The sequence below is a fragment of the Dactylosporangium sp. CA-092794 genome (assembly GCF_050948465.1).
GTDB lineage: Bacteria > Actinomycetota > Actinomycetes > Mycobacteriales > Micromonosporaceae > Dactylosporangium.
Window position 1 is genome coordinate 7,430,699 of record NZ_CP192044.1, and the last position, 22,980, is coordinate 7,453,678.

Here is a 22,980-nt window from a genome sequence, read left to right on the forward strand (position 1 = left end):
TTTCCTGATGCCTCGGCTCAACCATCTACCCGAGTGGTCTGCGCTGGCCAAGCACCGCGCGGAGCTCGGCGAGGTGCACCTGCGCGACCTGTTCGCCGAAGACCCCGACCGGGGCAGCCGCTACTCGGTGCAGGTCGGCGACCTCTACCTCGACTACGGCAAGCAACTGGTCACCGACGAGACCCTCCGCCTGCTGCAGGACCTCGCGGCCGCGCGCGGCGTCTTCGAGCTGCGCGACGCGATGTTCCGCGGTGAGAAGATCAACTTCACCGAGCACCGGGCGGTGCTGCACGTCGCGCTGCGGGCGCCGCGCGACGCCGAGATCATCGTCGACGGCGAGAACGTGGTGCCCAAGGTGCACGCGGTCCTCGACCGGATGGCCGCGTTCGCCGACCGCATCCGGTCCGGGGAGTGGACCGGCTACACCGGCGAGCGGATCACCACCGTCGTCAACATCGGCATCGGCGGCTCCGACCTGGGCCCGGCGATGGCCTACGAGGCGCTGCGCGCCTACACCGACCGCTCGCTCACCTTCAAGTTCGTCTCCAACGTCGACCCGGCCGACCTGCACGAGGCGGTGCACGACGCCGACCCGGCCCGCACGCTGTTCATCGTGTCGTCCAAGACATTCACCACAATCGAGACGATCACCAACGCCACGGCCGCGCGCACGTGGCTGCTCGACGCGCTCGGCGATGACGCCGCGGTGGCCAAGCACTTCGTCGCCGTGTCGACCAACGCCGGCGAGGTCGCCAAGTTCGGCATCGACACGACGAACATGTTCGAGTTCTGGGACTGGGTCGGCGGGCGCTACTCCTACGACTCCGCGATCGGCCTGTCGCTCATGATCGCGCTCGGGCCGGACGGGTTCCGCGCCATGCTCGACGGGTTCCACAGCATGGACGAGCACTTCCGCACGGCTCCCCCGGAGTACAACGCGCCGCTGATCCTGGGCCTGCTCGGGATCTGGTATCGGGACTTCCACGACGCCCAGACGCACGCCGTGCTGCCGTACAGTCACTATCTGTCGCGTTTCACGGCCTATCTGCAGCAGCTCGACATGGAGTCCAACGGCAAGTCCGTCGACCGCGACGGCAGGCCGGTCGAGTGGGCCACCGGCCCGATCGTGTGGGGTACCCCCGGCACCAACGGCCAGCACGCGTACTACCAGCTCATCCACCAGGGCACCGCGCTCATCCCGGCCGACCTGCTCGGCTTCGCCAGCCCGCTCGCGGAGCTCGGTGAGCTGGCCGGCCAGCACGACCTGCTGATGGCCAACCTGTTCGCGCAGGGCCAGGCGCTCGCCTTCGGCAAGACCGCGGAGCAGGTCGCCGCGGAGGGCGTGGCCGAGGCCGAGGTGCCGCACCGCACCTTCCGGGGCAACCGCCCGACGACCACGATCCTGGCGAACGAGCTGACGCCGGCGGTGCTCGGCCAGCTCATCGCGCTCTACGAGCACAAGGTCTTCGTGCAGGGCGCCATCTGGAACATCGACTCGTTCGACCAGTGGGGCGTGGAGCTGGGCAAGGTCCTCGCCAAGCGGATCGAGCCCGCGCTCACCGCCGCCACGCCCGACCTGTCCGCGCTGGACTCCTCGACGTCGTCGCTGGTCGGCAGGTACCGCGCGCTGCGCGGCCGCTGAGCCGCTCCCCCGGCGCGGGGCGGCACCTGGCCGCTCCGCGCCGACGTATGGTCGACTGGTGATCAAGGACGCCGACCTGCGCTCGATGACGCCTGAGGAGCGGGCCCACCTGGCCCGGCGGCTGGCCGTGCTGGCGCCGCCGGTCACCGACCGGCCGCCCGCGGTGGCGGAGCGGGCCCGGCGCCGGTTCGTCATCGTGATCGGGGTGGCCAGCGCGCTGCTGATCCCGTGGGTGGCGGTGCTGGCCGCGACGCTGCCGCCGCGGTACCTCGCGGGACACTGGCGGGCCACCTGGGTCGGCTTCGACATGGCCGTCGCCGCGACGCTGGGCCTCACCGCCTGGGCCGCCCTGCGCCGCCGGCAGATCATGATCCTGTTATCGGTGGTGAGCGGGACGCTGCTGGTGGCGGACGCGTGGTTCGACCTGATGACCGCCGCCGGCCCGGACCGGTGGGTCAGCCTGGCCACGGCCCTGATCGTCGAGCTGCCGCTGGCCGGCTGGCTGTACTTCGCCTCCCACCATCTGGTGCTGCTGAGCATGCGCCGCGTGCTCATCCTGTCCGGCCAGTCCCCCGACGTCTCCCTGTGGCGGCTGTCGCTGTTCGGCGTCCCTCCGCACCGCTCACGGCCGGCGGTCCACCAGCACTGAGGCGGCGGCGGTGTCGACCCGCAGGGCGTAGCGGTCGGCGGCGGCGTCCCAGCCCTGGCCGGCGATCGTCGTGCCGCCGGTGAGGTTCTGCCTGGTCTGGTCGTCGACGCGCGCCTCGCCGATCGTGCCGGTCGCGCCCAGGGTCAGCTGCGCCGGGGGGCCGGCGGGAGCGTGCACGGCCAGGCGCCCGACGCCGCCGACGTGGATGGCGAGGGTACCTTCCGGCTTCGGCACGGTGACCTCGAGCTCCTGGACGCCGGCCTGCACGTCGACGCCGGCGAGCCGGCCGCCGGCGAAGTCCACGACCTGGCGCAGCCCGCCGCCGGCCAGGGTGAGCTGCCAGCGGACGGTGTCGTTGAGGTACACGTGCACGGTCGCCTGGCCGGCGATCTCGGTGCCGTTGAGCCGCAGGCGGATCGTGTCGGCGGCCTCCTCGGCGATCGGCTCGACTTTGCTGCCGGGCAGGGTCGAGGCGCGGTACAGCAGGTCGCCGAGCGGCTCGCTGTGGATGATCACCGACTCGACGCCGCTGACCACCTCCAGCCGGGCCGACTGCCGGCCGCCGAGCGCGCCCTCGACGCTGTGCACCGTCTCGTGGACCGGGGGCGGCGGGTCGGCCCGGCGGGTGGCGATGACCAGCCCGGCGAGCACCAGGACCACGGCGGCGAGACCGACGACGAACCGTTTCCTCACCTGGAGTACCCCTTCGAAACGACGATGCGGTGCCCGCACCCGGCAGGCGCGGGCACCACGCCGGAACCCGGCCGGATCAGGGACTGGTGCAGGTCAGCGCCGGCGCCGTCGCGGGCGCGGTGCCGGTCGCGTTGAAGCCGAACGACGTGCTGGCGCCCGGGCCGAGCACCCGGTTCCAGTCGACGTTCGTGACGGCCACGTTGGGCGGCTGGCCGGTGAGCGTGCCGTTCCAGGGCGCGCCGTCGAAGCCCTGCCCGCCGGTGTACGTCCAGCGCACGGTCCAGCCGTTGAGGGTCGGCGAGCCGTTGTTCTTGACGGTCACCTCGCCCTGGAAGTGCCCGGCCCAGCTGATGTCGTTGGTCTTCCACGTGGCCGTGCAGCCGCCGCCACCGGTCGGGGGCGGCGACGAGGAGCGCGACGGCGACGGGGAGACCGACCGGGACGGCGACGGCGACACCGACCGCGAGGCGGACGGCGACACCGACGGCGAGCCCGGGACCGACCGGGACGGCGAGGCGCTGGGCTGGCTGCCGCCGACGCCGGTCACCTCGCCGTGCCCGCCGTCGAAGACGACGTCGGAGCAGCTGAAGAAGTTCTCCTGGCTGTCCGAGCGGACCCACTGGATGTAGAGGATGTGCCGGCCGGTCTTGCCCGCCGGCAGCGTGGTGTCCCAGTAGTAGTAGTTGAAGCCGCCCGGCCCGCCGGACTGCGGCGGGTCGGTCGCGCTCCAGAACGGCTCGAGGTCGCCCCAGGCGAGCGGGGTGAGCGGGTTCCAGCCGTCCTTGGTGATGTACATGTGGAACGTGCCGGGGTGTGCGGCCCAGTTGCTGTAGTGCAGCTGGATCGTGGACCCGGCGGTGAGGTGCGTGGTCGGCCAGTCGGTGCGCGCGGCGTTGTAGGCGGCGTACTTCGTGGTGCCGCCGCCGCAGATCTGCCCGTCCGGGATGAAGCCGGTGGTGCGCCCGCCGGCGTCGGAGCGCAGCACGCCGAACCAGTCGTAGAGCGGCTGCTGGCCGCCCTGCGCGACGGCGTCGGCGCAGGCCGGGTTGGTCGGGATGATCTGCCCGTTGGCCCGCAGGCCGTCGACGTAGCACAGGTAGGTGCGGCTGCCGGGCACGAGCGCGACGCCGTGCGCCCGGGCCGGTCCGGGCGCGACGAGCACCGCCGCGGCGAGCGCCGCCACCGCGGCCACGGCCGCCGGCAGGGCGCGTCTGGAGAGTGTTGCCAAGGTCGGGTACCTCCAAAGTCAGGGGCGCGGCACGGTCGCTCGGCTCCCACGAGGTAGCCGCAGTGTCCGCACCGCCGCCCCGACCTGGCAAACATGATCTTGAATGTATGCGTGGCGGCCGTGAAACTTACCGGGGCAGCACGCCCAGGAGGGTGGCGGTCAGGGCCAGCTTCAGCGAGTCCTCCAGCTCCAAGTGGAAGCGGGCCAGGTCGGGCTCGGCCTGGTACGCCGCCTGCAGGCTGGGTGGGGGTGTGCTGTACGCCGACAGCGCGCCGGCGACGAGCAGGGTCTGCAGGCTGAACAGTGCCGCGTTCTCGCCCAGCTCCGGCAGGTACTGCTGGAGCAGGGCGGTCATGGTCGCCAGGCGGTCCAGGGAGGCGCGCTTGTAGCGTGCCACGACCTCGACGGAGACGTTGTGCTCCAGGACGCTGCCCTGTGCGCCGAAGAGGTCGCACAACACCCCCCGGCCGGAGAGTGAGCGGCCGAGGATCCCGGCCACCGCGGCCGCCCGCTCGGCCATGGGGAGATGCTCGTCGATGCCGGCGGCGAGCTCGCCGGCCAGTTCGGTCAGCCACTCCCGCAGGAAGTGGTCCAGCAGTTCCAGCAGCACCGCCTCGCGGGACTCGAAGTAGCGCAGCACGTTCGGCTTCGCCAGGCCGACCCGGCGGCTGAGCTCGTTCAGGGTGACCGCGGCCACGGGCATCTCGTCGAGCATCGCCGACGCAATGTCGAGGATCGCCCGCCGGCGGATCTCCCGCTGCTCTTCGGTCCGCGCCCGCTGGAACGTCACGATCACCAGCCTAACTTACGTACCTGCGGTACGTTGACAACGTACCGAAAGTACTTTAACGTCGTCAACACAAGATACCTTCGGTACGTTAGCCGGTTGGGAGCCTGACATGAGCGAGCAGTGGACGACAGCGAACATCCCGGACCAGCGCGGGCGGGTGGCCGTGGTGACCGGGGCCAACACCGGACTGGGGTACGAGACCGCCAAGGCGCTCGCCGAGCACGGGGCGTCCGTGGTGCTCGCCGTGCGCAACGTCGAGAAGGGCGAGCAGGCCGCGGCCCGCATGACCGGCGACGTGACCGTGCAGGCGCTGGACCTGACCTCGCTCGACTCCGTCCGGGCCGCGGCGGCGGCGCTGCGGTCCCGGCTCGACCGGATCGACCTGCTGATCAACAACGCCGGCGTGATGTACACCCCGAAGCAGACCACCCGGGACGGCTTCGAGCTGCAGTTCGGCACCAACCACCTCGGCCACTTCGCGCTCACCGGGCTGCTGCTGGACCTGATGCTGCCGGTGCCCGGCTCGCGCGTGGTGACGGTCAGCAGCACCGGCCACCGCATCCGGGCCGCGATCCACTTCGACGACCTGCAGTGGGAGCGGTCGTACAGCCGGGCCGGCGCCTACGGTCAGTCCAAGCTGGCCAACCTGATGTTCACGTACGAGCTGCAGCGCCGGCTCGCCGCGCACGGCACCACCGTCGCGGTGGCCGCGCACCCCGGCCTGTCCAGCACCGAACTCGCCCGCAACACCCCCGCGGCCCTCCGGCTTCCGCTCACCTGGCTCGCGCCGCTGATCACCCAGACGCCGGCGATGGGCGCGCTGCCGACCCTGCGCGCCGCCACCGACCCCGGCGCGCTCGGCGGCCAGTACTACGGTCCCGGCGGACGCAACGAGGTCATGGGCCACCCCCGGCTGGTCACCTCCAGCCCGGAGTCGTACGAGGTGGCCGTCCAGCAGCGGCTGTGGGCCGTCTCCGAACACCTCACCGGCGTGAAGTTCCCCGTCGTTCAGCCCAAGCAGAACTCGTTTCCCTCCGGATCGGCCATCACGATCTAGCCCACGCTGGTAGGAGGCGCCGGCTCGCCGCGGCAGTCATCGTCGGTGAGGAAGACCTGGGCCACGTTCCCGGTCATGGTCGCCAGGTCGGCCTCGCCCGCCGGTAGGCGGCCAGGTCGCCGCGGCCGGCGTCGAAGGCGTCGTAGACACGCGCGAGACGCGGGTGGGCGAAGATCGCATCCGGCACCCGGCGACCATATTGCGGATGCGCGGCGATGGTCCATTGGGTACCAATGTCCGCATGCCGCAGTTGCGCCCGCCGACGGTACGCGTGCACCGATCCTTCGTCGCCGCCATGGCGGAGTTCCGCGCCGAGGGCCGCGGCGGGCCGGCCGACATCAGCGCGATCGCCGGCGAGCTCCGCGAGTTCGGCCCGCACTGGTCGGCCCCGGAGTCCTTCCGCACCTTCGTCGAGCACCTGCACGCCCAGGCGCGCGAGGACTCCCCCCGCCCCGAGGGCCACGTGCCGGCGACGACGCTGTGGCTGATCGACGGCGACGAGTACCTCGGCCGCGTCGGCATCCGGCATCGCCTGACCCCGAGCCTGCTGGAGGTCGGCGGTCACATCGGCTACGACGTTCGCCCGTCCGCCCGCCGCCGCGGCCACGGCACCGCCATGCTGCGCGCCGCGCTGCCGGTCGCCCGCCGGCTGGGCATCGACACCGCCCTGCTCACCTGCGACGCCACGAACACCGCCTCCCGCAAGGTGATCGAGGCCAGCGGCGGCGTCTTGGAGGACCAGCGCGGCGACAAGCTGCGCTTCTGGCTGCCGACCGCCTGACTCCGGCCGCGTAGTGTTCCTCGCGTGGAGGCGCGCAGGAGGCAGGCCGCCCGCCCGGTGCGGCGGGTCGAGCGGGATCCGGGCGCCGAATGGGACGCGGACGCGTGGTGGGCCCGCATTCCCGCCGTCCGCGCGGTGCTGGACGCGGGGCTGGACCTGCCGGCCGGCGTGACGTTCCTCGTCGGCGAGAACGGTTCGGGAAAGTCGACGCTGATCGAGGCGCTGGCGCAGGCCTACGGCCTCAACGTGGAGGGCGGCTCGCGGGCCGCGATGCACCGCACCCGGCCCACCGAGTCGCCGCTGGGCGCGGCGCTGCGCCTCGTGCGCAGCCCGGGCGGCCGGGGCGACGCGTACTTTCTGCGCGCGGAGACCACGCACGGCCTCTACACCTACCTGGAGGCGCTGCCCGACTCGCCCGACTCGGATCTGCACGAACGCAGCCACGGCGAGGGATTCCTGGCCGTGCTGGAACGCAAGCTCGCCCGGCCGGGCTTCTACCTGCTCGACGAGCCGGAGGCAGCCTTGTCGTTCACCTCCACCCTGAGCCTCATGTCCCGCCTGGCGGCCTTGGCCGAGGCCGGGGCGCAGATCGTGGTGGCCACCCACTCCCCGGTGCTGACCGCCCTACCGGCCGCGACCCTGCTGGAACTCGGCGAGCACGGCATCCGGACGACGGCGTGGCCGGACCTGGCCGTCGTGGACCACTTCCGCGCGTTCCTCGAGCGGCCCGACCGGTACCTGCGACACCTGCTCCACTGATGCGCGCGGATCACGTCCCGCCGCTGCCGTACGGGCGCGTGAGGATCTCCAGGTTGTGCCCGTCCGGGTCGTCGAAGTACACACCACGACCGCCGTCGCGGTGGTTGATCTCCTGCGGGTGATCGTGATGCGGATCGGCGTAGTAGGCGACCCCGGCCCGCTGGATCCGGCCGAAAACGGCGTCGAACTCGTCCTCCGTGACCAGGAACGCGTAGTGCTGCGGGGTGATGGGCTCGCCGCCGGTGTCCATGAAGTCCAGCGTGACGCCGTTGCTCACCTCGACCGGGACGAAGGGGCCGAAGCGAGGACGCACCGGCAGCCCCAGCATCGTCGCCAGGAACCTGGCTGAGGTCTCCTTTTCCCGGGCCGCGACGATCGTGTGATTGAGTTGTACGGACATGGCCTTGCCTCCCGACTCCTGCGCTACTCCGCATGGGCTACCCCGCGACGACTCCGGAACACCCAGTTCCCGCGACGTCCGTGGACGGCGAGCCGGACATCCGTCGAGTCGCTGACGTACATACCGTCGAGCGCCTGCACTAGATTTGATTGGATACCCCGCTCGACACTGCGTGAGCCCGGAGCGACGCACCCCGCGAGGCGCGGCACATCGACCGGAAGTCTCCGCGATCATGCTGTACCGCCGCCGACACCACCGGTTTTTCATGATCACGGAGCGCTGATGTACCCCCGTGTACCGAAAGTCTCCGGGATCATGGCAAACCCGCGGTGCGCCACCGCGGACATCATGATCACGGAGACATACGTCCGACCCGGCCGCGCAGATCGGAGGTTGCGAACATCGCAGGGCCCGGCAGCTGCCACGCGGCGGCACGACCACGCGGTGATCACCGTCGATATTCCGTTGCGCGGCAGCAGGTCGTGGGGCTGTGCCGGTTGACCTCGCCGGCTGGCTGGGCGGGTCGGACGGCGGGCGGCCGTCGCCGGGCGCCTATGGTGGTGGGCCATGAGCTGGTTCGAGTCGCCGCCGCGGGGCCGGTTGCCGGCCGCGCACAACGATGTCACGCCGGTGTACTGGACCTGCCGGTGGGACTGAGCCCGGCGATCGTCGGCCTGGACGCCGAGGTTCCGCCCGGCGCCGTCGTGGTCGTCATCGACGTCATCCGCGCGTTCACCACCGCCGCGGTCGCGTTCGAGCGCGGCGCGGCGGACATCGTCTGTGTGCCGTCCGTCGACGCCGGCCGGGCGCTGCGGCGGCGGTACCCGGACCGGCTCCTGGTCGGCGAGAGCGGCGGGCGCAGGCCGGCGGACTTCGACCTCGGCAACTCGCCGCTGGAGATGTCGGCGGCGCGGGTCGGGCGGCCGGCGGCTGATCCAGGCGACGTCGAACGGCACGCGCGGCCTCGCCCGCCACCCGCGCGCGGCGGCGCTGCTCGCGGTGTCGGCGCCGAACGTCGCCGCGACCGCCCGCTGGATCGGCGCCAACCATGCCGGTGCCCCGTGCGCGCTGGTGTGCACCGGGGACACCGCCGAGGACCTGGCCTGCGCCCGGTACCTCGCCGGCCTGCTCGGTGGGGCCGGGCCGAGCCCGGCGGATCTGGTCGCGGGCATCCTGGCGGGCGCCGCCGAGCACGCCCGCGGCTACGCCCGCCTTCCCGCGCCGGACCGCGTCGACCTGTCCGGCGACATCCCGTTCTGCCGCGACGTCGACCGGTCCGCGTTCGCCATGGTCGGCGACGTCGGCCCGGACGGCGTCACGCTGGTCACCGTGGCGTGCTGAGGCTCTCGGCGAGGCCGGCGAGCCGGTCGAGGGAGGCCCGCAGCTTGTCCGCGGTGGTCGCCCGGGCGCGGGGAATCCGCTGCTCGTCGGTGAGGTCGGTCCAGTCGTACGTGTGCGTCACCCGCGTGTGCCCCGCGTCGATCGGCTCGAGGACCCACCGCCACAGGTGCCCGAACGGCGGCCGGCCCGGCTCGCTCGGCCGCCACGCGATGCGGCGTTGCTCCTCGAACTCGACCACGTGGTTCTCGCGGACGTTGCCGGTGGTGAGCCCCATGACGAAGACGTCGCCGGCGGCCCGGACCCGATCGGTGGACCGGGCCTCGGCGAGGTTGTCGTTGCCGTCCCAGCGGGGCTGCTGGACCGGGTCGGCGATGAGTTCGAAGATGTCCGCGGCCGGCGCGGCGATGTCGCGGGCGGCGGTCACGATGTGCTCGGGTTCGTGGGGTTGGGTCACCGCCGTATCGAACCACGGCCCGGGCCCCCGAAAGGGGAGCCCGGGCCGGGCGGGGCTCAGTCGACGTCGACCGCGGCGGCGGCGAACTGGGCCGAGTAGAGGCGGGCGTAGGCGCCGCCCGCGGCGAGCAGGGAGTCGTGGGTGCCCTGCTCGACGATCGAGCCGTGCTCCATCACCAGGATCAGGTCGGCGTCGCGGATGGTGGACAGGCGGTGGGCGATGACGAAGCTCGTCCGGCCCGCGCGCAGGGTGCTCATCGCGCGCTGGATGAGCACCTCGGTGCGGGTGTCGACGGAGCTCGTGGCCTCGTCCAGGATCAGGATCGTCGGCTCGGCCAGGAAGGCGCGGGCGATCGTGATGAGCTGTTTCTCGCCCGCGCTGACGCCGGCGCCCTCCTCGTCGATGACCGTGTCGTAGCCGTCGGGCAGGGTGCGCACGAACCGGTCGGCGTGGGCGGCCTCGGCGGCGGCGGTGATCTTCTCCTGGGTGGGCTGGTCGGCGCCGTAGGCGAGGTTCTCCGCGATGGTGCCCTGGAACAGCCACGTGTCCTGCAGCACCATGCCGATCTGTTCGCGCAGCTCGTCGCGGGTCATCGTGGCGATGTCCACGTCGTCGAGCAGGATCCGGCCGCCGGTCAGGTCGTAGAACCGCATGATCAGGTTGACCAGGGTGGTCTTGCCGGCGCCGGTGGGGCCGACGATGGCGACCGTCTGGCCCGGCTCGACGCTCAGCGACAGGTCCTCGATGAGCGGCTCGCCGGGCTTGTAGCGGAACGAGACGTGCTCGAACGTGACCTTGCCGCGCACCTGCTCCGGGCGGGCCGGGTCGGCCGGGTCGGGGCTCTGCTCGGGGGCGTCGAGCAGCTGGAAGACCCGCTCGGCGGAGGCGATGCCGGACTGCACCAGGTTGGCCATGCTGGCGACCTGGGTCAGCGGCTGGGAGAACTGCCGGGAGTACTGGATGAACGCCTGGACGTCGCCCAGCGTCATCGCGCCCGAGGCCACGCGCAGGCCGCCGACGACGGCGACGAGCACGTAGTTGATGTTGCCGATGAACATCATCGCGGGCTGGATGAGGCCGGAGATGAACTGGGCCCGGAACGCCGAGTTGTAGAGCGCGTCGTTGTGCTCGGCGAAGGTCTGGGCGGCCTCCTGCTGCCGGCCGAAGATCTTCACCACCGAGTGGCCGGTGAACATCTCCTCGATGTGGCCGTTGAGCCGGCCGGTGCTGGCCCACTGCTTGACGAACTGCGGCTGGGAACGTTTGCCGATGCGGGTCGTGACGAACACCGACACCGGCACGGTGATCAGCGCGATGACGGCGAGCAGCGGCGAGATCCAGAACATCATGACGAGCACGCCGATGATGGTCAGCAGCGAGGTGAGCAGCATGCTCATCGACTGCTGCAGGGTCGTCGCGATGTTGTCGGTGTCGTTGGTGGCCCGGGAGAGCACCTCGCCGCGCGGCTGCTCGTCGAAGTAGGACAGCGGCAGCCGGGACAGCTTGTCCTGCACCTGCTCGCGCAGCCGGAAGACGGTGCGCTGCACCACGACGGTGGTGAGCCGGGCCTGTAGCAGGCCGAAGACCCAGGCGAAGAGGTACACCACCGCGACCCACAGCAGCACCTGCGTCAGCCGGTCGAAGTCGATGCCCCGGCCGGGCACGAGGTTGTCCATGCCGTTGACCAGGTCGGCGAAGGAGTCCTGGCCCTGGGCGCGCAGCGCCTCCACGGCCTGCTGCTTGGTCGTGCCGGCCGGGATCCGCTTGGAGATGATGCCCTCGAAGATGACGTCGGTGGCGTGGCCGAGCAGCCGCGGGCCGGTGACCGACAGCCCGACGCTGGCCACGCCGAACACGACGATCGCGGCGACGACGAGCCGGTCGGGGGCGAGCATCTTGAGCAGCCGTTTGGCGGAGCCCTTGAAGTCCTCCAGCTTCGCCGGGGGGCCGCCGGCCATCATCATCCGGCCGGGGCCGAAGGCCGGGCCGCCGCCGGGGCGGGCGGCGCCGCCCGCGGGGCGATTGGGTGCCGTCATGCCGCCGCCTCCTGCTCGGTGAGCTGGGACAGGACGATCTCGCGGTAGGTGGCGTTGTCGTCCATGAGTTCGTGGTGGGTGCCGCTGCCGACGACCCGGCCCTCGTCGAGCACGACGATGCGGTCGGCGTCGCGGATGGTGCTGACCCGCTGGGCGACGATGACGATCGTGGCGCCGGCGATCCCGGTGCGCAGCGCCTCGCGCAGGGCCGCGTCGGTGGCGTAGTCCAGGGCCGAGAACGAGTCGTCGAACAGGTAGATCTCGGGCCGGGCGACCAGGGTGCGGGCGATCGCCAGGCGCTGGCGCTGCCCGCCGGAGACGTTGGTGCCGCCCTGGGCGATCGGCGCGGCGAGGCCCTCGGGCATGGCCCGCACGAATCGGGCCGCCTGGGCGACCTCGAGGGCCTGCCACAGCTCGTCGTCGGTGGCGTCGGGCCGGCCGTAGCGCAGGTTGCTGGCGACGGTGCCGGAGAACAGGTACGGCTTCTGCGGGACCATGCTCACGGTCCGGGCCAGCAGCGCGGGGTCGAGCTCGCGCACGTCGACGCCGTCGACGAGGACCGTGCCGCCGGTGGCGTCGAACAGCCGCGGGACGAGGTTGAGCAGGGTCGTCTTTCCCGCGCCGGTACTGCCGATGATCGCCGTCGTCTGGCCCGGGTGCGCGATCAGGTCCACGCCCGCGAGGACGGCCGACTCGGCGCCCGGGTAGTGGAACGACACGCCGCGCAGCTCGAGCTCGCCGTGCACGGCGACGCTGGTCACCGGCGCCGCCGGCGGGTGGACGCTGGACTCGGTGTCCAGCACCTCCTGGATGCGTTCGGCGCACACCTCGGCCCGCGGGATCATGACGAACATGAACGTCGCCATCATCACCGACATGAGGATCTGCATGAGGTAGCTCAGGAACGCGGTCAGCGCGCCGATCTCCATGCCGCCGCTGTCGATGCGCTGCGCGCCGAACCACAGCACGCCGATGCTGGAGGCGTTGAGCACGAGCATGACGGTGGGGAACATCAGCGCCATGAGCCGGCCGGTGGCGAGCGCGACGTCGCGCAGCTCGGCGTTGGTCTGCTCGAACCGGCGCCGCTCGTGCTCGTCGCGGACGAACGCGCGGATCACCCGGATGCCGCTGATCTGCTCGCGGATGACCCGGTTGACCAGGTCGATGCGCACCTGCATGAGCCGGAACAGCGGCCGCATCTGTATCACGATGAGCGCGATGAGGCCGATGAGCACCGGGGTGACCACGAGCAGCAGCCCGGACAGCGGCACGTCCTGGTTGAGGGCCAGGATGATGCCGCCGACGCACATGATCGGCGCCGAGACCATCAGCGTGAACGTCATCAGCACCAGCATCTGGACCTGCTGGATGTCGTTGGTGCTGCGGGTGATCAGCGACGGCGCGCCGAGCTCGCCGACCTCCCGCGCGGAGAGCCGCTGGACCTTGTCGAACAGGCCGGCCCGCACGTCGCGGCCGAGGGCGGAGGCGGTGCGGGCGCCGAAGTAGACCGCGGCGGCCGAGCAGACGATCTGCACCAGCGTGACGGCGAGCATGAACCCGCCGTAGCGCAGGATGTAGCCGGTGTCGCCGGTGACCACGCCGTGGTCGATGATGTCGGCGTTGAGGGTGGGCAGGTAGAGGGTGGCGAGCGTCTGCACCAGCTGCAGCAGCACCACCAGCGTGATCGGCCCGCGGTAGGGCCGCAGGTATGTTCGAAGCAGACGGATGAGCATCGGTCAGGCAACTCCAGGATCGGCGGGACGTTTCAGCAGGCCGTCGAGCAGGACCGCGACGATCTCGTCGGGTGTGAGCAGGCCGTCGTCGGTGGGCAGTTCGCCGCGCACCGCGCTGACCACGAGCGCGAAGAGCAGCCGTGCGGTGGTGTCGGGGCTGCGCCGCAGCTGGTCCCGGTCGGGCTCGATGAGCGCGGTGACGGCCTCGGTGAGGCGGCGGCGGCCCTCCAGCAGCGCGGTGAAGGGCGACTCGTCGGCCGGAACCTGCATGGTGCGGGCGAGCATCATCAGCGGCGCGGAGCCCTCGACCCGGCGGATCAGGATGGCGGCCGCGTCGCTGAGCCGCTCCCGCAGGCCCGCCTGGGGGTCGATCGCCGACAGCGCCCGCAGCACCGGGCCGGCCTCGAAGGCGCTGCGCAGCGCGGCGGAGAGCAGTGACGCCTTGTCGGGGAAGACGCCGAAGATGGTGCCTTCGGCGACGCCGGCGGCCTCGGCGATCTGCCGGGTGGTGACCGCGGCGCCGTGGGTGCGCAGCAGCGGCAGGGTGGCGGCGATGAGCGCGGCCCGCCGCTCGTCGGGCGCGAGGGCCGGCACGCGCCGCCGCCGGGTCTGCTGCTGATTCACGCGCACCACTGTAATGAGCGAGCACTCACTCAGACAACCAGTTTTTCCGAGAGCGAACGGTGCAACCCCGTTGCAACGCTGTGTAGCCGGCCGCGGCTCCTGGGTATACCCACGATGTTGGCAGTGCGAGTGTCGAGGAGGAAAGGCCGCATGAGCGACGTCGACGAGGAAGCCCGGCTGTCGGCCGTGCACAGCTACGGGGTGCTCGGCGCGGCGCGGCCGCCGCAGCTGGACGACCTGGCCCGGCTGGCGGCGTCGGTGTGCGGCACCCCGATGTCGGCGGTCTGCCTCGTCGACCGTGACCGTCAGTGGTTCGCCGGCAAGACCGGGATTGCCGAGGACGAGACGCCCCGCGACATCTCGTTCTGCGCGCAGACCATCCCGGCCCGCGCGCAGCTCGTGGTGCCGGACGCGCGTGCCGACGAGCGCTTCCGGGCGTACCGTAACGTCATCGGCGACCCGCACGTGCGCTTTTACGCCGGATCGCCGCTCATCGACGACGACGGCTACGCGCTCGGCGCGCTCTGCGTCATCGACGACCGGCCCGGCGACCTCGCCCCCGGCCAGCGGGAGGCGCTGGGCACGCTGTCGCGGCAGGCGGCCGGGCACCTGGCGCTGCTGCGCAGCCGGCTGCTGCTGGCCGAGCTCGGCGACGAACTGGCCCGGGCGACCCAGCGGGAGGAGGACCTGGTCGCGACCATCTCCCACGAGCTGCGCACGCCGGTCACGGCGATCCAGGGGTACCTCGAGCTGCTGGCCGAGGACGAGCTGCCGGACGGCTGCCACCGGCTGGTGGAGCCGATCCAGCGCAACGGCCGGCGCCTCGTCGGCATGGTCGAGCACCTGCTCACCGGCGCCCGCCCGGCCGGCGCGCCGCTGCCGCTGCACCGCACCCCGGTCGAGCTGCACGTGCTGCTGGCCGCCGCGGTCCGCTCGTGCGCGCAGCTGGCCGAGCCCCGCGGCGTGGAGGTGGTCGTGGAGCCGGCCACCCAGGCGTCGGTCGTGTCGGTCGACGCGGCCCGGCTGACCCAGGCGGTGCAGCAGCTGGTCCGCAACGCGATCCTGTTCAGCCCGCCCGGCGCCGCGGTCACGGTCCGGGCGGTGTACTCTCCGGCGCCGGCGATCGAGGTCTGCGACGCCGGGGTCGGCATCCCGGCCGACGAGCTGCCGTATGTGTTCCAGCGGTTCTTCCGCGGCCGCCACGCCCGCCGGGAGGCGGTGCCGGGCGTCGGCCTGGGCCTGCACATCGCCCAGGAGGCCGCGGCGGCGCACGGCGGCCGGCTCACGCTGAGCTCGGCCGGCGCCGGCACCACCGCCCGCCTGACCCTGCCCTAGCCGGCGGTGATCGCCCCGGACGGGCAGTTCAGCGCCGCCTCGCGCACCGCGTCGCGCAGCTCCGGCGGCGGGGTCTCGTCGAGCACCACCACCAGGCCGTCCTCGTCGCGCTGATCGAACACCTCGGGCAGGCGCAGCGCGCACTGGCCGGCCCCGACGCAGACGCCGGTGTCCGCGGTGACCTTCATTGTCTCCTCCACCGCCTCACCAGGTGACCGGTACCTCGTCCACGCCGCCGGTGAGCCGGTTCGCGCGGACCTCGATGTCGTCGACCCCGACGGCCAGGCGCAGCCCCGGGAAGCGGCGCAGCAGCGCCGGGAACACGGTGCGCAGCTCGGTGCGGGCCAGGCTGGCGCCGATGCACACGTGCCCGCCGTAGCCGAACGCGAGATGCGGGTTGGGCCGGCGGTGCGGGTCGAACGCGTCGGGCTCGGCGAACACCGTCTCGTCGCGGTTGGCCGAGTTGGCGGAGATGATGACCGCCTCGCCGCGCGCGATCGTGACGCCGCCGACCTCGACGTCGTCGTGCGCGTACCGCAGCAGGCCGAGACCGCCGGGCGCGCTGATGCGCAGGATCTCCTCGACGGTCGGCTGCACCTCCGCGTCGAGGTCCGCGGCGAGACGGTCCCGCCGGCCCGGATCGGCCAGCAGCAGCAGTACCCCCAGATCGATCCGGGTCGACGTGGTCTCGTGCCCGGCGAAGAGCAGCCCGGCGCACAGCCGGGCCAGCTCGTCCTCGGTGAACGTCGGGTCCTGCGCCTGCGCGGCGACCAGGTCGGAGATCACGTCCGGGCCGGGCTCGCGCCGCTTCGCCGCGGCCAGGCCCGCCGTGTAGGCGCGGAACTCGGCCATCGCCGCCTGCGCGTCGGCGCCGCCGTCGATGCGCCCGACCCGCTCGGACAGCCCCCGGAAGTGGCCGCGGTCGGCGTAGGGCACGCCGAGCAGCTCGCAGATGACCAGCACCGGCAGCGGGAAGGCGAGCAGCTCGTGCAGGTTGACCGGCGCGCCGGGGCGCGCGTCGCGGGCCGCCTGCATGTCGTCGAGGCACTGGCCGGTCAGCTCCTCGATCCGCCCGGCCAGCCGGCGCATCCGGGGCGCGGAGAACGCCGGCACCAGCAGCCGCCGCATCCGGGTGTGGTCGTGCTCCTCGGTCTCGTAGTCGCCGGACGGGCCGTCGAGCACGGCGGCGTGCGAGACCCGGGACGCCTGCCGCGGCACGGGATGCGAGCGGCCGAAGCGCCGATCGCCGAATATCTGCCGCGCCTCGGCGTAGGCTGTGACCAGCCAGGCCGGGTCGCCGGCGGGTGTGGTGACCCGGGTCAGCGGCGCCTCGCGGCGCAGCACCCGGTAGAGCGGGGCGATCTCGAGCACGTTGGGCCGGTCGAACGGCAGCCGCGGCGCGGCCTGCGTGGTGGCGGTCATCGGGACACTCCTCCGTCGCGCACCTTCAGCGAAATTCGTCGATGTCTGCGAGGTTACTCACGTGGCGCTCCCGGGTCCAGGCTTGCCGAACATCGCGATCGCGGTCTCACCCGCCAGGGAGGGCCGGGATCTCCTCCCCGGCCCGGGTGTCCGGCCCCCGGCCCCGGGTAGAGCGGCGGCCGTGCTGACGAACCTCGCCCACCTGGACTCGCTGCGGGTCCGCCTAGCCCCACCGGCCGGCGCCGCGCACACCACCTACCGCCTCGACGACGAGCCCGAGGTCGAAGTGGTGTGGACCTACGCCGGGCGGCTGCCCGACGGCAGCTACCTGCCCTGCGGCGGCGGCGAGCGCACCAGCGCCGGCGGCGCCTACAGCCAGGGCGCGTTCAACGCCGACGACATCGCCCGCGCCGCCGTGGTGTACCTGCGGCACTGGCGGGCCACCGGCGCCACCACCAGCCGCACCGCGGCCCGAGGGCTGCTGCGGGCGCTGTGCTTCCTGCAGACCGCCCCGGCCGACGACACCGACCCGCGCGCCGGCAACGTCGTGCTGTGGCAGCAGGCCGACGGCCGGCTCAACGCCAGCGCCGAGCCGGTCGAGGCGCCCGACCCGTCCGACAGCGCCGAGTCGGCCTGGCTGGCCCGCACCATCTGGGCCCTCGGCGAGGGCTACGCCGCCTTCGCCGAGGACGAGCCGCCGTTCGCGGCGTTCCTGCGCGCCCGGCTGCGGCTGGCCACGGCCGCGGTGCGACGGCAGGTGCTGTGCCGCTACGGCCAGTGGCGCCTCGTCGACGACACCGCCACCCCGGCGTGGCTGATCGCCGACGGCGCCGACCTGACCGGCGAAGCGCTGCTCGGCCTGTGCGCCTACACCGCGGCCGGCGACGACGAGGACGCCCGGAAGGTCGTCGAGCAACTCGCCGAGGGCGTCGCCGCGATGCGCACCGGCACCCCGTGGACGTGGCCGTTCGGGGCGGTGCTGCCCTTCGGCCGGTCACGGACCGAATGGCACGGCTGGGCCGGACTGGCCCCGGCCGCCCTGGCCCGCGTCTACGAGGTCTGCGGCGACCTGCCGGCCCGCGACGCCGCCCTGGCCGACGCGGCGTCGTTCACCCCGCACCTGCTCGTCGGCGGCGGCCCCGACAACCTGCGGGTCGCGCTGCCCGGCGCCCGCGAGGCGCTCACCCTCGACGGGGTGCAGCTCGCCTACGGCGCCCACTCGCGGGTCGAGTCGCTGCTGGCCACCGCCCGGGCGACCGGCCGGTCGGCGCTGCGGACCCTGGCCGGGGTGGCCGGGTCCTGGTTCTTCGGCAACAACCCGGCCGGCGCCCCGATGTACGACCCGGCCACCGGCGTCACCTACGACGGCATCGACGTCGACGGCACCGACGGCCCGGACCCGGCCGAGCACCTGGCCCGCGGCACCGTCCACCGCGACGCCGGCGCCGAGTCGACGATCCACGGGCTGCTGACGATGCTCGCCCTGGACGCCGACCCGCACGCGGCGGCGATCGCCCGGATCGCCGAGCCGACCGTCCGCATCGAAGGAGCGGAGATGCACTCGATGGCCCTGGCCGACCCGCTGACCGGCGCCCACCTGACGCTGCTGCGCAGCATGGCCACCAGCACCCGCGCCGCCGACGTGGTCGTGCCCGGCGACGCACCGGCCACGGTCAGCGTCAACGACCCGGCCGGCGAGGAGCTGGAGCACTACGCCACGACCGCCGGCCGCATCCGCGTGCTCGTGGCGGCCGGCGGCTTCACCACGGTCGTCCAACCGGGCGCCGCGGCCGCCTCGGACGTGCCTTGAAGGAGAAGACGCAAGGTCACTGCGGCGTCGGTACCACCACGAGGCGGGCCGCCTGCGGATCGCCCTTGATCCCGCCGACCCCGACCTCGGCGCCGACGGCGACCTGATCGAGCCCGGCCCGCGCCCCGCCCGCCACGACCCGGGTCTGACCGTCCGTGGCCCAGGTGAGCGTGAACCCGTCGGCGGAGCGGACCGTCAGGCCGGCACCGTCCTTGGCGGTCACGCTGCCGCGCTGCACGACCACGGTCCGCGGGCCCGCCTTGGTCTGCACGACCACCTCGCCGTGCAGCACGTGCCGGCGTAGCCGTGGCGTCCGGTGCCCGGCCGGGCCCTGGACGGGCACACCGGTGACGGCGAGGGCGGCGGCCTCGGCGCCGCCCTCGGCCCCGTCGACGCTGACCGTCCGCAGGCCGTCGCCCGGCCGCCGCAGCCCGCACCCGGCCAGGCCGAGCACCAGGCAGCCGCAGAGCAGGACGGTCAGGACACGGTGCTGGTTCATGGCCGGCACTGTCCCGCCCCGCGAGCAGCGCCGGGTCAGCGCAGTGTTCGGGTCCGGTAAGCGCTCGAGTCCAGCAGCCGGAACAGGGTGAGCCACTGCTCGGGCCACACCAGCCCGACGGGCGTGCCGGGGCGCAGGCGCAGCGCCCGGAACGCGGCCGCCACCCGGTCCGGCGGGTGCCGGCGGCCCAGCGAGGCCTGCAGCGATCCGCCGACGCCGCTGAAGCCGAGATGGACCATCCGGCGGTACCGTTGCAGGCTCTGCGGCGGCACGAGCGCCTCCGGCCGGCGGGTGAGCCGCAGGATCCCGCCGTCGACGGAGGGCACCGGCCGGAACGCCTGCCGCGGGACCCGCCCCGCGAGCCGCCATTCGACCTCGGGCCACGTCTCGATCGTGAGCCGGGACCAGCGCCCGTAGTCGCCGCTGCGCTTGCGGGCGTACTCCAGCTGCGTCAGCAGGGTCGCCGCGGTCAGCGCGGGCGCGTCCAGGCACCAGGCGACGACGGCGGCGGTGAGCGCGTACGGGATGTTGCCGACCACGGCGAACGCCTCCGCCGGCGCGGGCGCGGCCAGGAAGTCGCCGGTGCGCACGGTGAGCCCGTCCCGCCGCGGGATGGCCGCGGCGAGCCCCGGGTCGACCTCGTAGGCGACGACGTGCCCGGCCCGGCGCAGCAGCTCGGCGGTGAGCCGCCCGCGCCCGGCCCCGACCTCGACGACGAGGTCGCCCGGCCCGAGGCCGGCGGCGTCGGCGACCCGGCGCACCGCGCCCGGATCGGCGAGAAGGTTCTGCCCGTAGACCCGACGGGCACGCGGGTGTGCTTCGCGAAAGCGGGACATGACCAGGGTTTCCTGTCGGCGGACAGGCGCCGTCGCGGCCCCCGTCCGGCGCTGGCGGCGGACGCGGAAGGGCCCTGGTCGATAACGGTCTTACGGCGGCCCGCTCACCGTCCCCTCGGGACGGTCGGGCGGTGCGGGCGTCAGACCTGGCGGACCAGGGCGCGACGCCGGATGCGCATGCGCGCGGCCGGCATCAGCGCCGGCGCGAGGAGGGCATGCGTCGTGGTCATGCGCCGACCCTATCAGAGCGGCGGTCCGGCATGATGCTCCCCGTGACGGTCGCGGTCGGGGGTCAGCGGATCTTCGTGCGGACGGTGCCGGCCCAGGAGCGGCCGTTCGTCCTGTTCCCCTCCGTGGGCGAGTACCCGGTCTACGACGACGCCGTCTACGACGCGTTCGACGCGCCCGACCGGCGGATGCACGCCTACCGGTCCGCGATCGCGGCCGCCGCCCCGGGCCGGACCGTGCTCGACATCGGCACCGGCCGCGACGCCCTGTGGGCCGTGGCGGCCGCCCGGGCCGGCGCCCGGCACGTCTACGCGATCGAGGCTCAGCCCGGCGCGGCGGCCCAGGCGCGCCGGGCGGTCGCCGGCCACGGACTCACCGGCCGGATCACCGTCATCGAGGCCCGGTCCACGGCCGTGCGGCTGCCGGAGCCGGCGCAGGTGTGCGTCTCCGAGATCATCGGCAACGTCGCCTCCGCGGAGGGTGTCATCGCCGCCCTCGCCGATGCCCGGCGCCGCCTCTGCGCCCCGGACTGCGTGTGGATCCCGGCCCGCGCACAGACCTGGGTCGCCGCCGTCTCCTGGCCGGCTTCCTCCGCGGCGGGCGAACCGGACCATGCCGTGGCCGCCGAGAGCCTGCCGTATCTGCGCCGCATCTTCGAGTCCGTCGGCCACCCCTTCGACCTGCGGCTCTGCCTCGCCGGCCCGGTCGCCGACCTGCGCATCTCGTCCGCCGCGGCGGTGGAGTCGCTCACCTTCGGCAACGCCGGCGAGCCACCGCCCGCGAACGCCCGCGGCACCACCGGCCTCACCATCGACGCCGGCCGGGCCCGGCTGACCGGCCTGGTCCTGTGGACGCGCGTCGCCGTGTCGCCCGGCACGGCGCAGATCGACGCTCTCACCGGTGACACGCGCGGCTGGGCCCCGGTCTACGCCCCCCTGTCGCTGACCGGCCTCCCGGTGCGCCGCGGCGACCGCCTGCGGGTCACCTTCGAGCGCCGCACCAGCGACGACGGCGTCCACCCCGACTACCGGCTCACCGTAGCGCTCCCCGATGACCCCGGCACCGAGGCGCTGTCCTGGACCAGCCCGCACCACGGCCACGAGTTCCGGCGGACACCGCTGTACCGCCATCTGTTCCCCCAGCCACGGCCGTGAGCTCGCGCGATTCCCGAGGGCGTGGACGCGGCCCGCGTGGCCCTGGAGCCGGTCCGCTCGGAGCCCTCCCCGAGCATCAGCGCGGACCCGCGGCGCCAACCTCCGGTCCACGGGATCCGTCTATGCGGTATGACTGATCAGACAACGGCGCGGCGGCGCCGCAGGGTGTGGTCGCTGGCCGCCGCGACCGCCGTCGTCCTGCTCGCGGTGGGGCTGCGTCCCGCGGCCGCCTGGCCGGAACCGGGGGCGTCCGGGCCCTACCAGGTGAGCGAGCTCGACTACAACCTCGGCGACACGGCATTCCACGTGCCCGGCTTCCACCAGTCGCAGGACACCTCCCCCCTGGCCGGCATCGAGCTGGCCGCCGACGTCCACTACCCGGCCGGACTGCGCGGCGGCCCGTACCCGCTGGTGGTGCTGCTGCACGGCTACTGGGCGACCTGCGACGACCACGCCGCCGCCGACATCGCGGCCCGGGGCGAGGCCGCCGCGGCGACCACCACCGACCCGGCCGAGCTCGACCGGCTGTACCAGGAGATCACCGCCGCCTACACCAAGCTCTACCAGTGGCCGTGCCCGCCCGGCACCCCGGCCCTGCCCAGCTTCCGCGGCCTCGACTACGTCGCGCACCAGCTGGCCGCCCACGGCATGGTGGTCATCTCGATCAGCGCCAACGGCATCAACGCCGGCCAGATCGGCGACGCGGCCGACAACGCCCGCGCCGCACTCATCAACAAACACCTGGACATGTGGCGCCAACTGGTACGCACGGGCGGCGGCCCGCTCGCCGGGAAGCTCACCGACCCGGGCACCCACCGGCCGCGAGCCGTGGACTTCACCGGCCGGGTCGACCTGCACCGCGTCGGCACCCTCGGCCATTCCCGGGGCGGCCGCGCGGTGGCCTACCAGGCCGCCGACGTCCACCGGGCCGGCATACCGTCCGGGGTACACATCGCCGCGGTCCTGGCCCTCGCCCCGGCGGGCGCCGGAACCGCGACCGAACCCGGCTCACCCGACGCGCCCGCCTACCGGGTGACCTCGGCACCCCTGGCCGTCTGGCTGGGCACCTGCGACGGCGCCACCGGCGACCAGGGCCAGGACTACGTCGACCTCGCCGCCGGGCACACGACCGACCCCGTGTACCGCTGGCGGGTCTCCGGTGCCAACCACAACTTCCTCAACACCGAATGGTCCCCGTCCAGCGGCCGGGCGACCGCCGCCGACGACTTCGCCCAAACGGCGGCCGCCCACGGCCTCACCCGGCCGGGACCGGGGCTGTGCGGCGAGATCCAGTCCTCGCCCGCCGCGGCCCCCAGCCTCTCCTGGACGAACGTGACCCGCCAGCTCACCGAGGCCCGGGAACGACAGGTCGCCGCCGGGTACATCACCGCCTACTTCACCCGCACCCTGCTCGGCGACACCGCGCAGGAGGCGGCGATCAGCGGCGCCGCACACCCGTACGCGGCGATCACCGCCATCGACGCGTCCCGCATCGGCTGACCGTCGCGG

22 protein-coding genes and 1 pseudogene are annotated in these 22,980 nt (G+C 73.3%); 11 read left to right on the plus strand and 12 right to left on the minus strand.

Annotated features, from left to right (window positions below):
- Positions 1-7: 7 nt before the first annotated feature.
- Together pgi and ACQPXD_RS31645 are read left to right on the plus strand one after the other, a co-directional pair.
- Positions 8-1,642, plus strand: coding sequence for a glucose-6-phosphate isomerase (gene pgi / locus ACQPXD_RS31640; protein WP_432824984.1), 1,635 nt, complete (start codon positions 8-10; stop codon positions 1,640-1,642).
- Positions 1,643-1,700: 58 nt separating this feature from the next.
- Positions 1,701-2,291 (plus strand): hypothetical protein, encoded by a 591-nt coding sequence (locus ACQPXD_RS31645; protein ID WP_432824985.1) that lies wholly within the window; start codon positions 1,701-1,703, stop codon positions 2,289-2,291.
- Here the strand turns inward: ACQPXD_RS31645 and ACQPXD_RS31650 are convergent.
- The 3 genes from ACQPXD_RS31650 to ACQPXD_RS31660 form a co-directional block, all read right to left on the minus strand.
- Positions 2,265-2,984 (minus strand): hypothetical protein, encoded by a 720-nt coding sequence (locus ACQPXD_RS31650; protein WP_432824986.1) that lies wholly within the window; start codon positions 2,982-2,984, stop codon positions 2,265-2,267. The genes ACQPXD_RS31645 and ACQPXD_RS31650 overlap by 27 nt on opposite strands.
- A gap of 76 nt (positions 2,985-3,060) precedes the next feature.
- On the minus strand, positions 3,061-4,212 hold the full coding sequence (locus ACQPXD_RS31655) for a lytic polysaccharide monooxygenase (RefSeq protein WP_432824987.1): 1,152 nt from the start codon (positions 4,210-4,212) through the stop codon (positions 3,061-3,063).
- Between the two features lie 127 nt (positions 4,213-4,339).
- A complete protein-coding gene (locus ACQPXD_RS31660; RefSeq protein ID WP_432824988.1) occupies positions 4,340-5,008 on the minus strand; it encodes a TetR/AcrR family transcriptional regulator in 669 nt (222 codons plus the stop codon).
- A 103-nt stretch (positions 5,009-5,111) separates the two neighbouring features.
- Here ACQPXD_RS31660 and ACQPXD_RS31665 point away from each other — a divergent pair, with 103 nt between their 5' ends.
- The 3 genes from ACQPXD_RS31665 to ACQPXD_RS31675 all read left to right on the plus strand — a co-directional run bounded on the left by ACQPXD_RS31665 (position 5,112) and on the right by ACQPXD_RS31675 (position 7,599).
- On the plus strand, positions 5,112-6,059 hold the full coding sequence (locus tag ACQPXD_RS31665; RefSeq protein ID WP_432824989.1) for an SDR family NAD(P)-dependent oxidoreductase: 948 nt from the start codon (positions 5,112-5,114) through the stop codon (positions 6,057-6,059).
- A gap of 241 nt (positions 6,060-6,300) precedes the next feature.
- Entirely contained in the window at positions 6,301-6,840 is a 540-nt protein-coding gene (locus ACQPXD_RS31670) for a GNAT family N-acetyltransferase (protein WP_432824990.1), read from the plus strand.
- Positions 6,841-6,864: 24 nt separating this feature from the next.
- The gene (locus tag ACQPXD_RS31675; protein ID WP_432824991.1) at positions 6,865-7,599 is read left to right on the plus strand and encodes an AAA family ATPase; all 735 of its coding nucleotides are present in this window, start codon (positions 6,865-6,867) and stop codon (positions 7,597-7,599) included.
- Between the two features lie 10 nt (positions 7,600-7,609).
- Here ACQPXD_RS31675 and ACQPXD_RS31680 read toward each other — a convergent pair whose 3' ends face one another.
- Positions 7,610-7,999 carry a VOC family protein gene (locus ACQPXD_RS31680; RefSeq protein ID WP_432824992.1) on the minus strand — a complete coding sequence of 130 codons (390 nt, stop codon included), beginning with the start codon at positions 7,997-7,999 and terminating at the stop codon, positions 7,610-7,612.
- 554 nt (positions 8,000-8,553) lie between these two features.
- Between ACQPXD_RS31680 and ACQPXD_RS31685 the strand changes: the two are divergent.
- Both ACQPXD_RS31685 and ACQPXD_RS31690 read left to right on the plus strand, forming a co-directional pair.
- Positions 8,554-8,847 (plus strand): annotated as a pseudogene (locus ACQPXD_RS31685) (2-phosphosulfolactate phosphatase); the annotation flags it as partial.
- A complete protein-coding gene (locus ACQPXD_RS31690; RefSeq protein WP_432824993.1) occupies positions 8,780-9,340 on the plus strand; it encodes a 2-phosphosulfolactate phosphatase in 561 nt (186 codons plus the stop codon). The pseudogene ACQPXD_RS31685 and the gene ACQPXD_RS31690, both read left to right, overlap by 68 nt.
- On the opposite strand, the gene ACQPXD_RS31695 is transcribed toward ACQPXD_RS31690, so the two are convergent.
- Genes ACQPXD_RS31695 through ACQPXD_RS31710 form a run of 4 tightly spaced genes read right to left on the minus strand, consistent with a single transcriptional unit; the run spans position 9,324 to position 14,187 of the window.
- On the minus strand, positions 9,324-9,794 hold the full coding sequence (locus ACQPXD_RS31695) for an SRPBCC family protein (RefSeq protein WP_432824994.1): 471 nt from the start codon (positions 9,792-9,794) through the stop codon (positions 9,324-9,326). The genes ACQPXD_RS31690 and ACQPXD_RS31695 overlap by 17 nt on opposite strands.
- 56 nt (positions 9,795-9,850) lie before the next feature.
- A complete protein-coding gene (locus tag ACQPXD_RS31700) occupies positions 9,851-11,830 on the minus strand; it encodes an ABC transporter ATP-binding protein (RefSeq protein WP_432824995.1) in 1,980 nt (659 codons plus the stop codon).
- A complete protein-coding gene (locus ACQPXD_RS31705) occupies positions 11,827-13,563 on the minus strand; it encodes an ABC transporter ATP-binding protein (RefSeq protein ID WP_432824996.1) in 1,737 nt (578 codons plus the stop codon). The genes ACQPXD_RS31700 and ACQPXD_RS31705 overlap by 4 nt, the downstream gene beginning before the upstream one ends.
- Before the next feature lie 3 nt (positions 13,564-13,566).
- Complete coding sequence (locus ACQPXD_RS31710) at positions 13,567-14,187, minus strand: TetR/AcrR family transcriptional regulator (protein ID WP_432824998.1); 621 nt, start codon at positions 14,185-14,187, stop codon at positions 13,567-13,569.
- 150 nt (positions 14,188-14,337) lie between these two features.
- Here ACQPXD_RS31710 and ACQPXD_RS31715 point away from each other — a divergent pair, with 150 nt between their 5' ends.
- Positions 14,338-15,522 (plus strand): GAF domain-containing sensor histidine kinase, encoded by a 1,185-nt coding sequence (locus tag ACQPXD_RS31715; RefSeq protein ID WP_432824999.1) that lies wholly within the window; start codon positions 14,338-14,340, stop codon positions 15,520-15,522.
- Here the strand turns inward: ACQPXD_RS31715 and ACQPXD_RS31720 are convergent.
- Together ACQPXD_RS31720 and ACQPXD_RS31725 are read right to left on the minus strand one after the other, a co-directional pair.
- Complete coding sequence (locus tag ACQPXD_RS31720) at positions 15,519-15,710, minus strand: ferredoxin (protein ID WP_432825000.1); 192 nt, start codon at positions 15,708-15,710, stop codon at positions 15,519-15,521. The two genes, ACQPXD_RS31715 and ACQPXD_RS31720, sit on opposite strands and share 4 nt — an antisense overlap.
- Positions 15,711-15,726: 16 nt before the next feature.
- Positions 15,727-16,944, minus strand: a complete 1,218-nt coding sequence (locus tag ACQPXD_RS31725) for a cytochrome P450 (RefSeq protein ID WP_432825001.1) — start codon at positions 16,942-16,944, stop codon at positions 15,727-15,729.
- Between the two features lie 181 nt (positions 16,945-17,125).
- Between ACQPXD_RS31725 and ACQPXD_RS31730 the strand changes: the two genes are divergently transcribed.
- Positions 17,126-18,754, plus strand: coding sequence for a hypothetical protein (locus ACQPXD_RS31730; protein WP_432825002.1), 1,629 nt, complete (start codon positions 17,126-17,128; stop codon positions 18,752-18,754).
- A 16-nt stretch (positions 18,755-18,770) separates the two neighbouring features.
- On the opposite strand, the gene ACQPXD_RS31735 is transcribed toward ACQPXD_RS31730, so the two are convergent.
- Together ACQPXD_RS31735 and erm are read right to left on the minus strand one after the other, a co-directional pair.
- Positions 18,771-19,253 (minus strand): hypothetical protein, encoded by a 483-nt coding sequence (locus tag ACQPXD_RS31735; RefSeq protein ID WP_432825003.1) that lies wholly within the window; start codon positions 19,251-19,253, stop codon positions 18,771-18,773.
- Positions 19,254-19,288: 35 nt separating this feature from the next.
- The gene (erm, locus tag ACQPXD_RS31740) at positions 19,289-20,089 is read right to left on the minus strand and encodes an ErmE/ErmH/ErmO/ErmR family 23S rRNA (adenine(2058)-N(6))-methyltransferase (protein ID WP_432825004.1); all 801 of its coding nucleotides are present in this window, start codon (positions 20,087-20,089) and stop codon (positions 19,289-19,291) included.
- 272 nt (positions 20,090-20,361) lie between these two features.
- Here erm and ACQPXD_RS31745 point away from each other — a divergent pair, with 272 nt between their 5' ends.
- On the plus strand, positions 20,362-21,471 hold the full coding sequence (locus tag ACQPXD_RS31745; RefSeq protein ID WP_432825005.1) for a 50S ribosomal protein L11 methyltransferase: 1,110 nt from the start codon (positions 20,362-20,364) through the stop codon (positions 21,469-21,471).
- Positions 21,472-21,600: 129 nt separating this feature from the next.
- Positions 21,601-22,971 (plus strand): hypothetical protein, encoded by a 1,371-nt coding sequence (locus ACQPXD_RS31750; RefSeq protein WP_432825006.1) that lies wholly within the window; start codon positions 21,601-21,603, stop codon positions 22,969-22,971.
- The last annotated feature ends 9 nt before the right edge of the window (positions 22,972-22,980 follow it).

Coding starts and splice junctions, on each gene's coding strand:
- ACQPXD_RS31680 (WP_432824992.1), bottom strand. CDS start 7,999: ATGTCCGTACAACTCAATCACACGATCGTCGCGGCCCGGGAAAAGGAG.
- ACQPXD_RS31670 (WP_432824990.1), top strand. CDS start 6,301: ATGCCGCAGTTGCGCCCGCCGACGGTACGCGTGCACCGATCCTTCGTC.
- ACQPXD_RS31705 (WP_432824996.1), bottom strand. CDS start 13,563: ATGCTCATCCGTCTGCTTCGAACATACCTGCGGCCCTACCGCGGGCCG.
- ACQPXD_RS31725 (WP_432825001.1), bottom strand. CDS start 16,944: ATGACCGCCACCACGCAGGCCGCGCCGCGGCTGCCGTTCGACCGGCCC.
- ACQPXD_RS31735 (WP_432825003.1), bottom strand. CDS start 19,253: ATGAACCAGCACCGTGTCCTGACCGTCCTGCTCTGCGGCTGCCTGGTG.
- pgi (WP_432824984.1), top strand. CDS start 8: ATGCCTCGGCTCAACCATCTACCCGAGTGGTCTGCGCTGGCCAAGCAC.
- ACQPXD_RS31665 (WP_432824989.1), top strand. CDS start 5,112: ATGAGCGAGCAGTGGACGACAGCGAACATCCCGGACCAGCGCGGGCGG.
- ACQPXD_RS31750 (WP_432825006.1), top strand. CDS start 21,601: ATGACTGATCAGACAACGGCGCGGCGGCGCCGCAGGGTGTGGTCGCTG.
- ACQPXD_RS31715 (WP_432824999.1), top strand. CDS start 14,338: ATGAGCGACGTCGACGAGGAAGCCCGGCTGTCGGCCGTGCACAGCTAC.
- ACQPXD_RS31700 (WP_432824995.1), bottom strand. CDS start 11,830: ATGACGGCACCCAATCGCCCCGCGGGCGGCGCCGCCCGCCCCGGCGGC.
- erm (WP_432825004.1), bottom strand. CDS start 20,089: ATGTCCCGCTTTCGCGAAGCACACCCGCGTGCCCGTCGGGTCTACGGG.
- ACQPXD_RS31720 (WP_432825000.1), bottom strand. CDS start 15,710: ATGAAGGTCACCGCGGACACCGGCGTCTGCGTCGGGGCCGGCCAGTGC.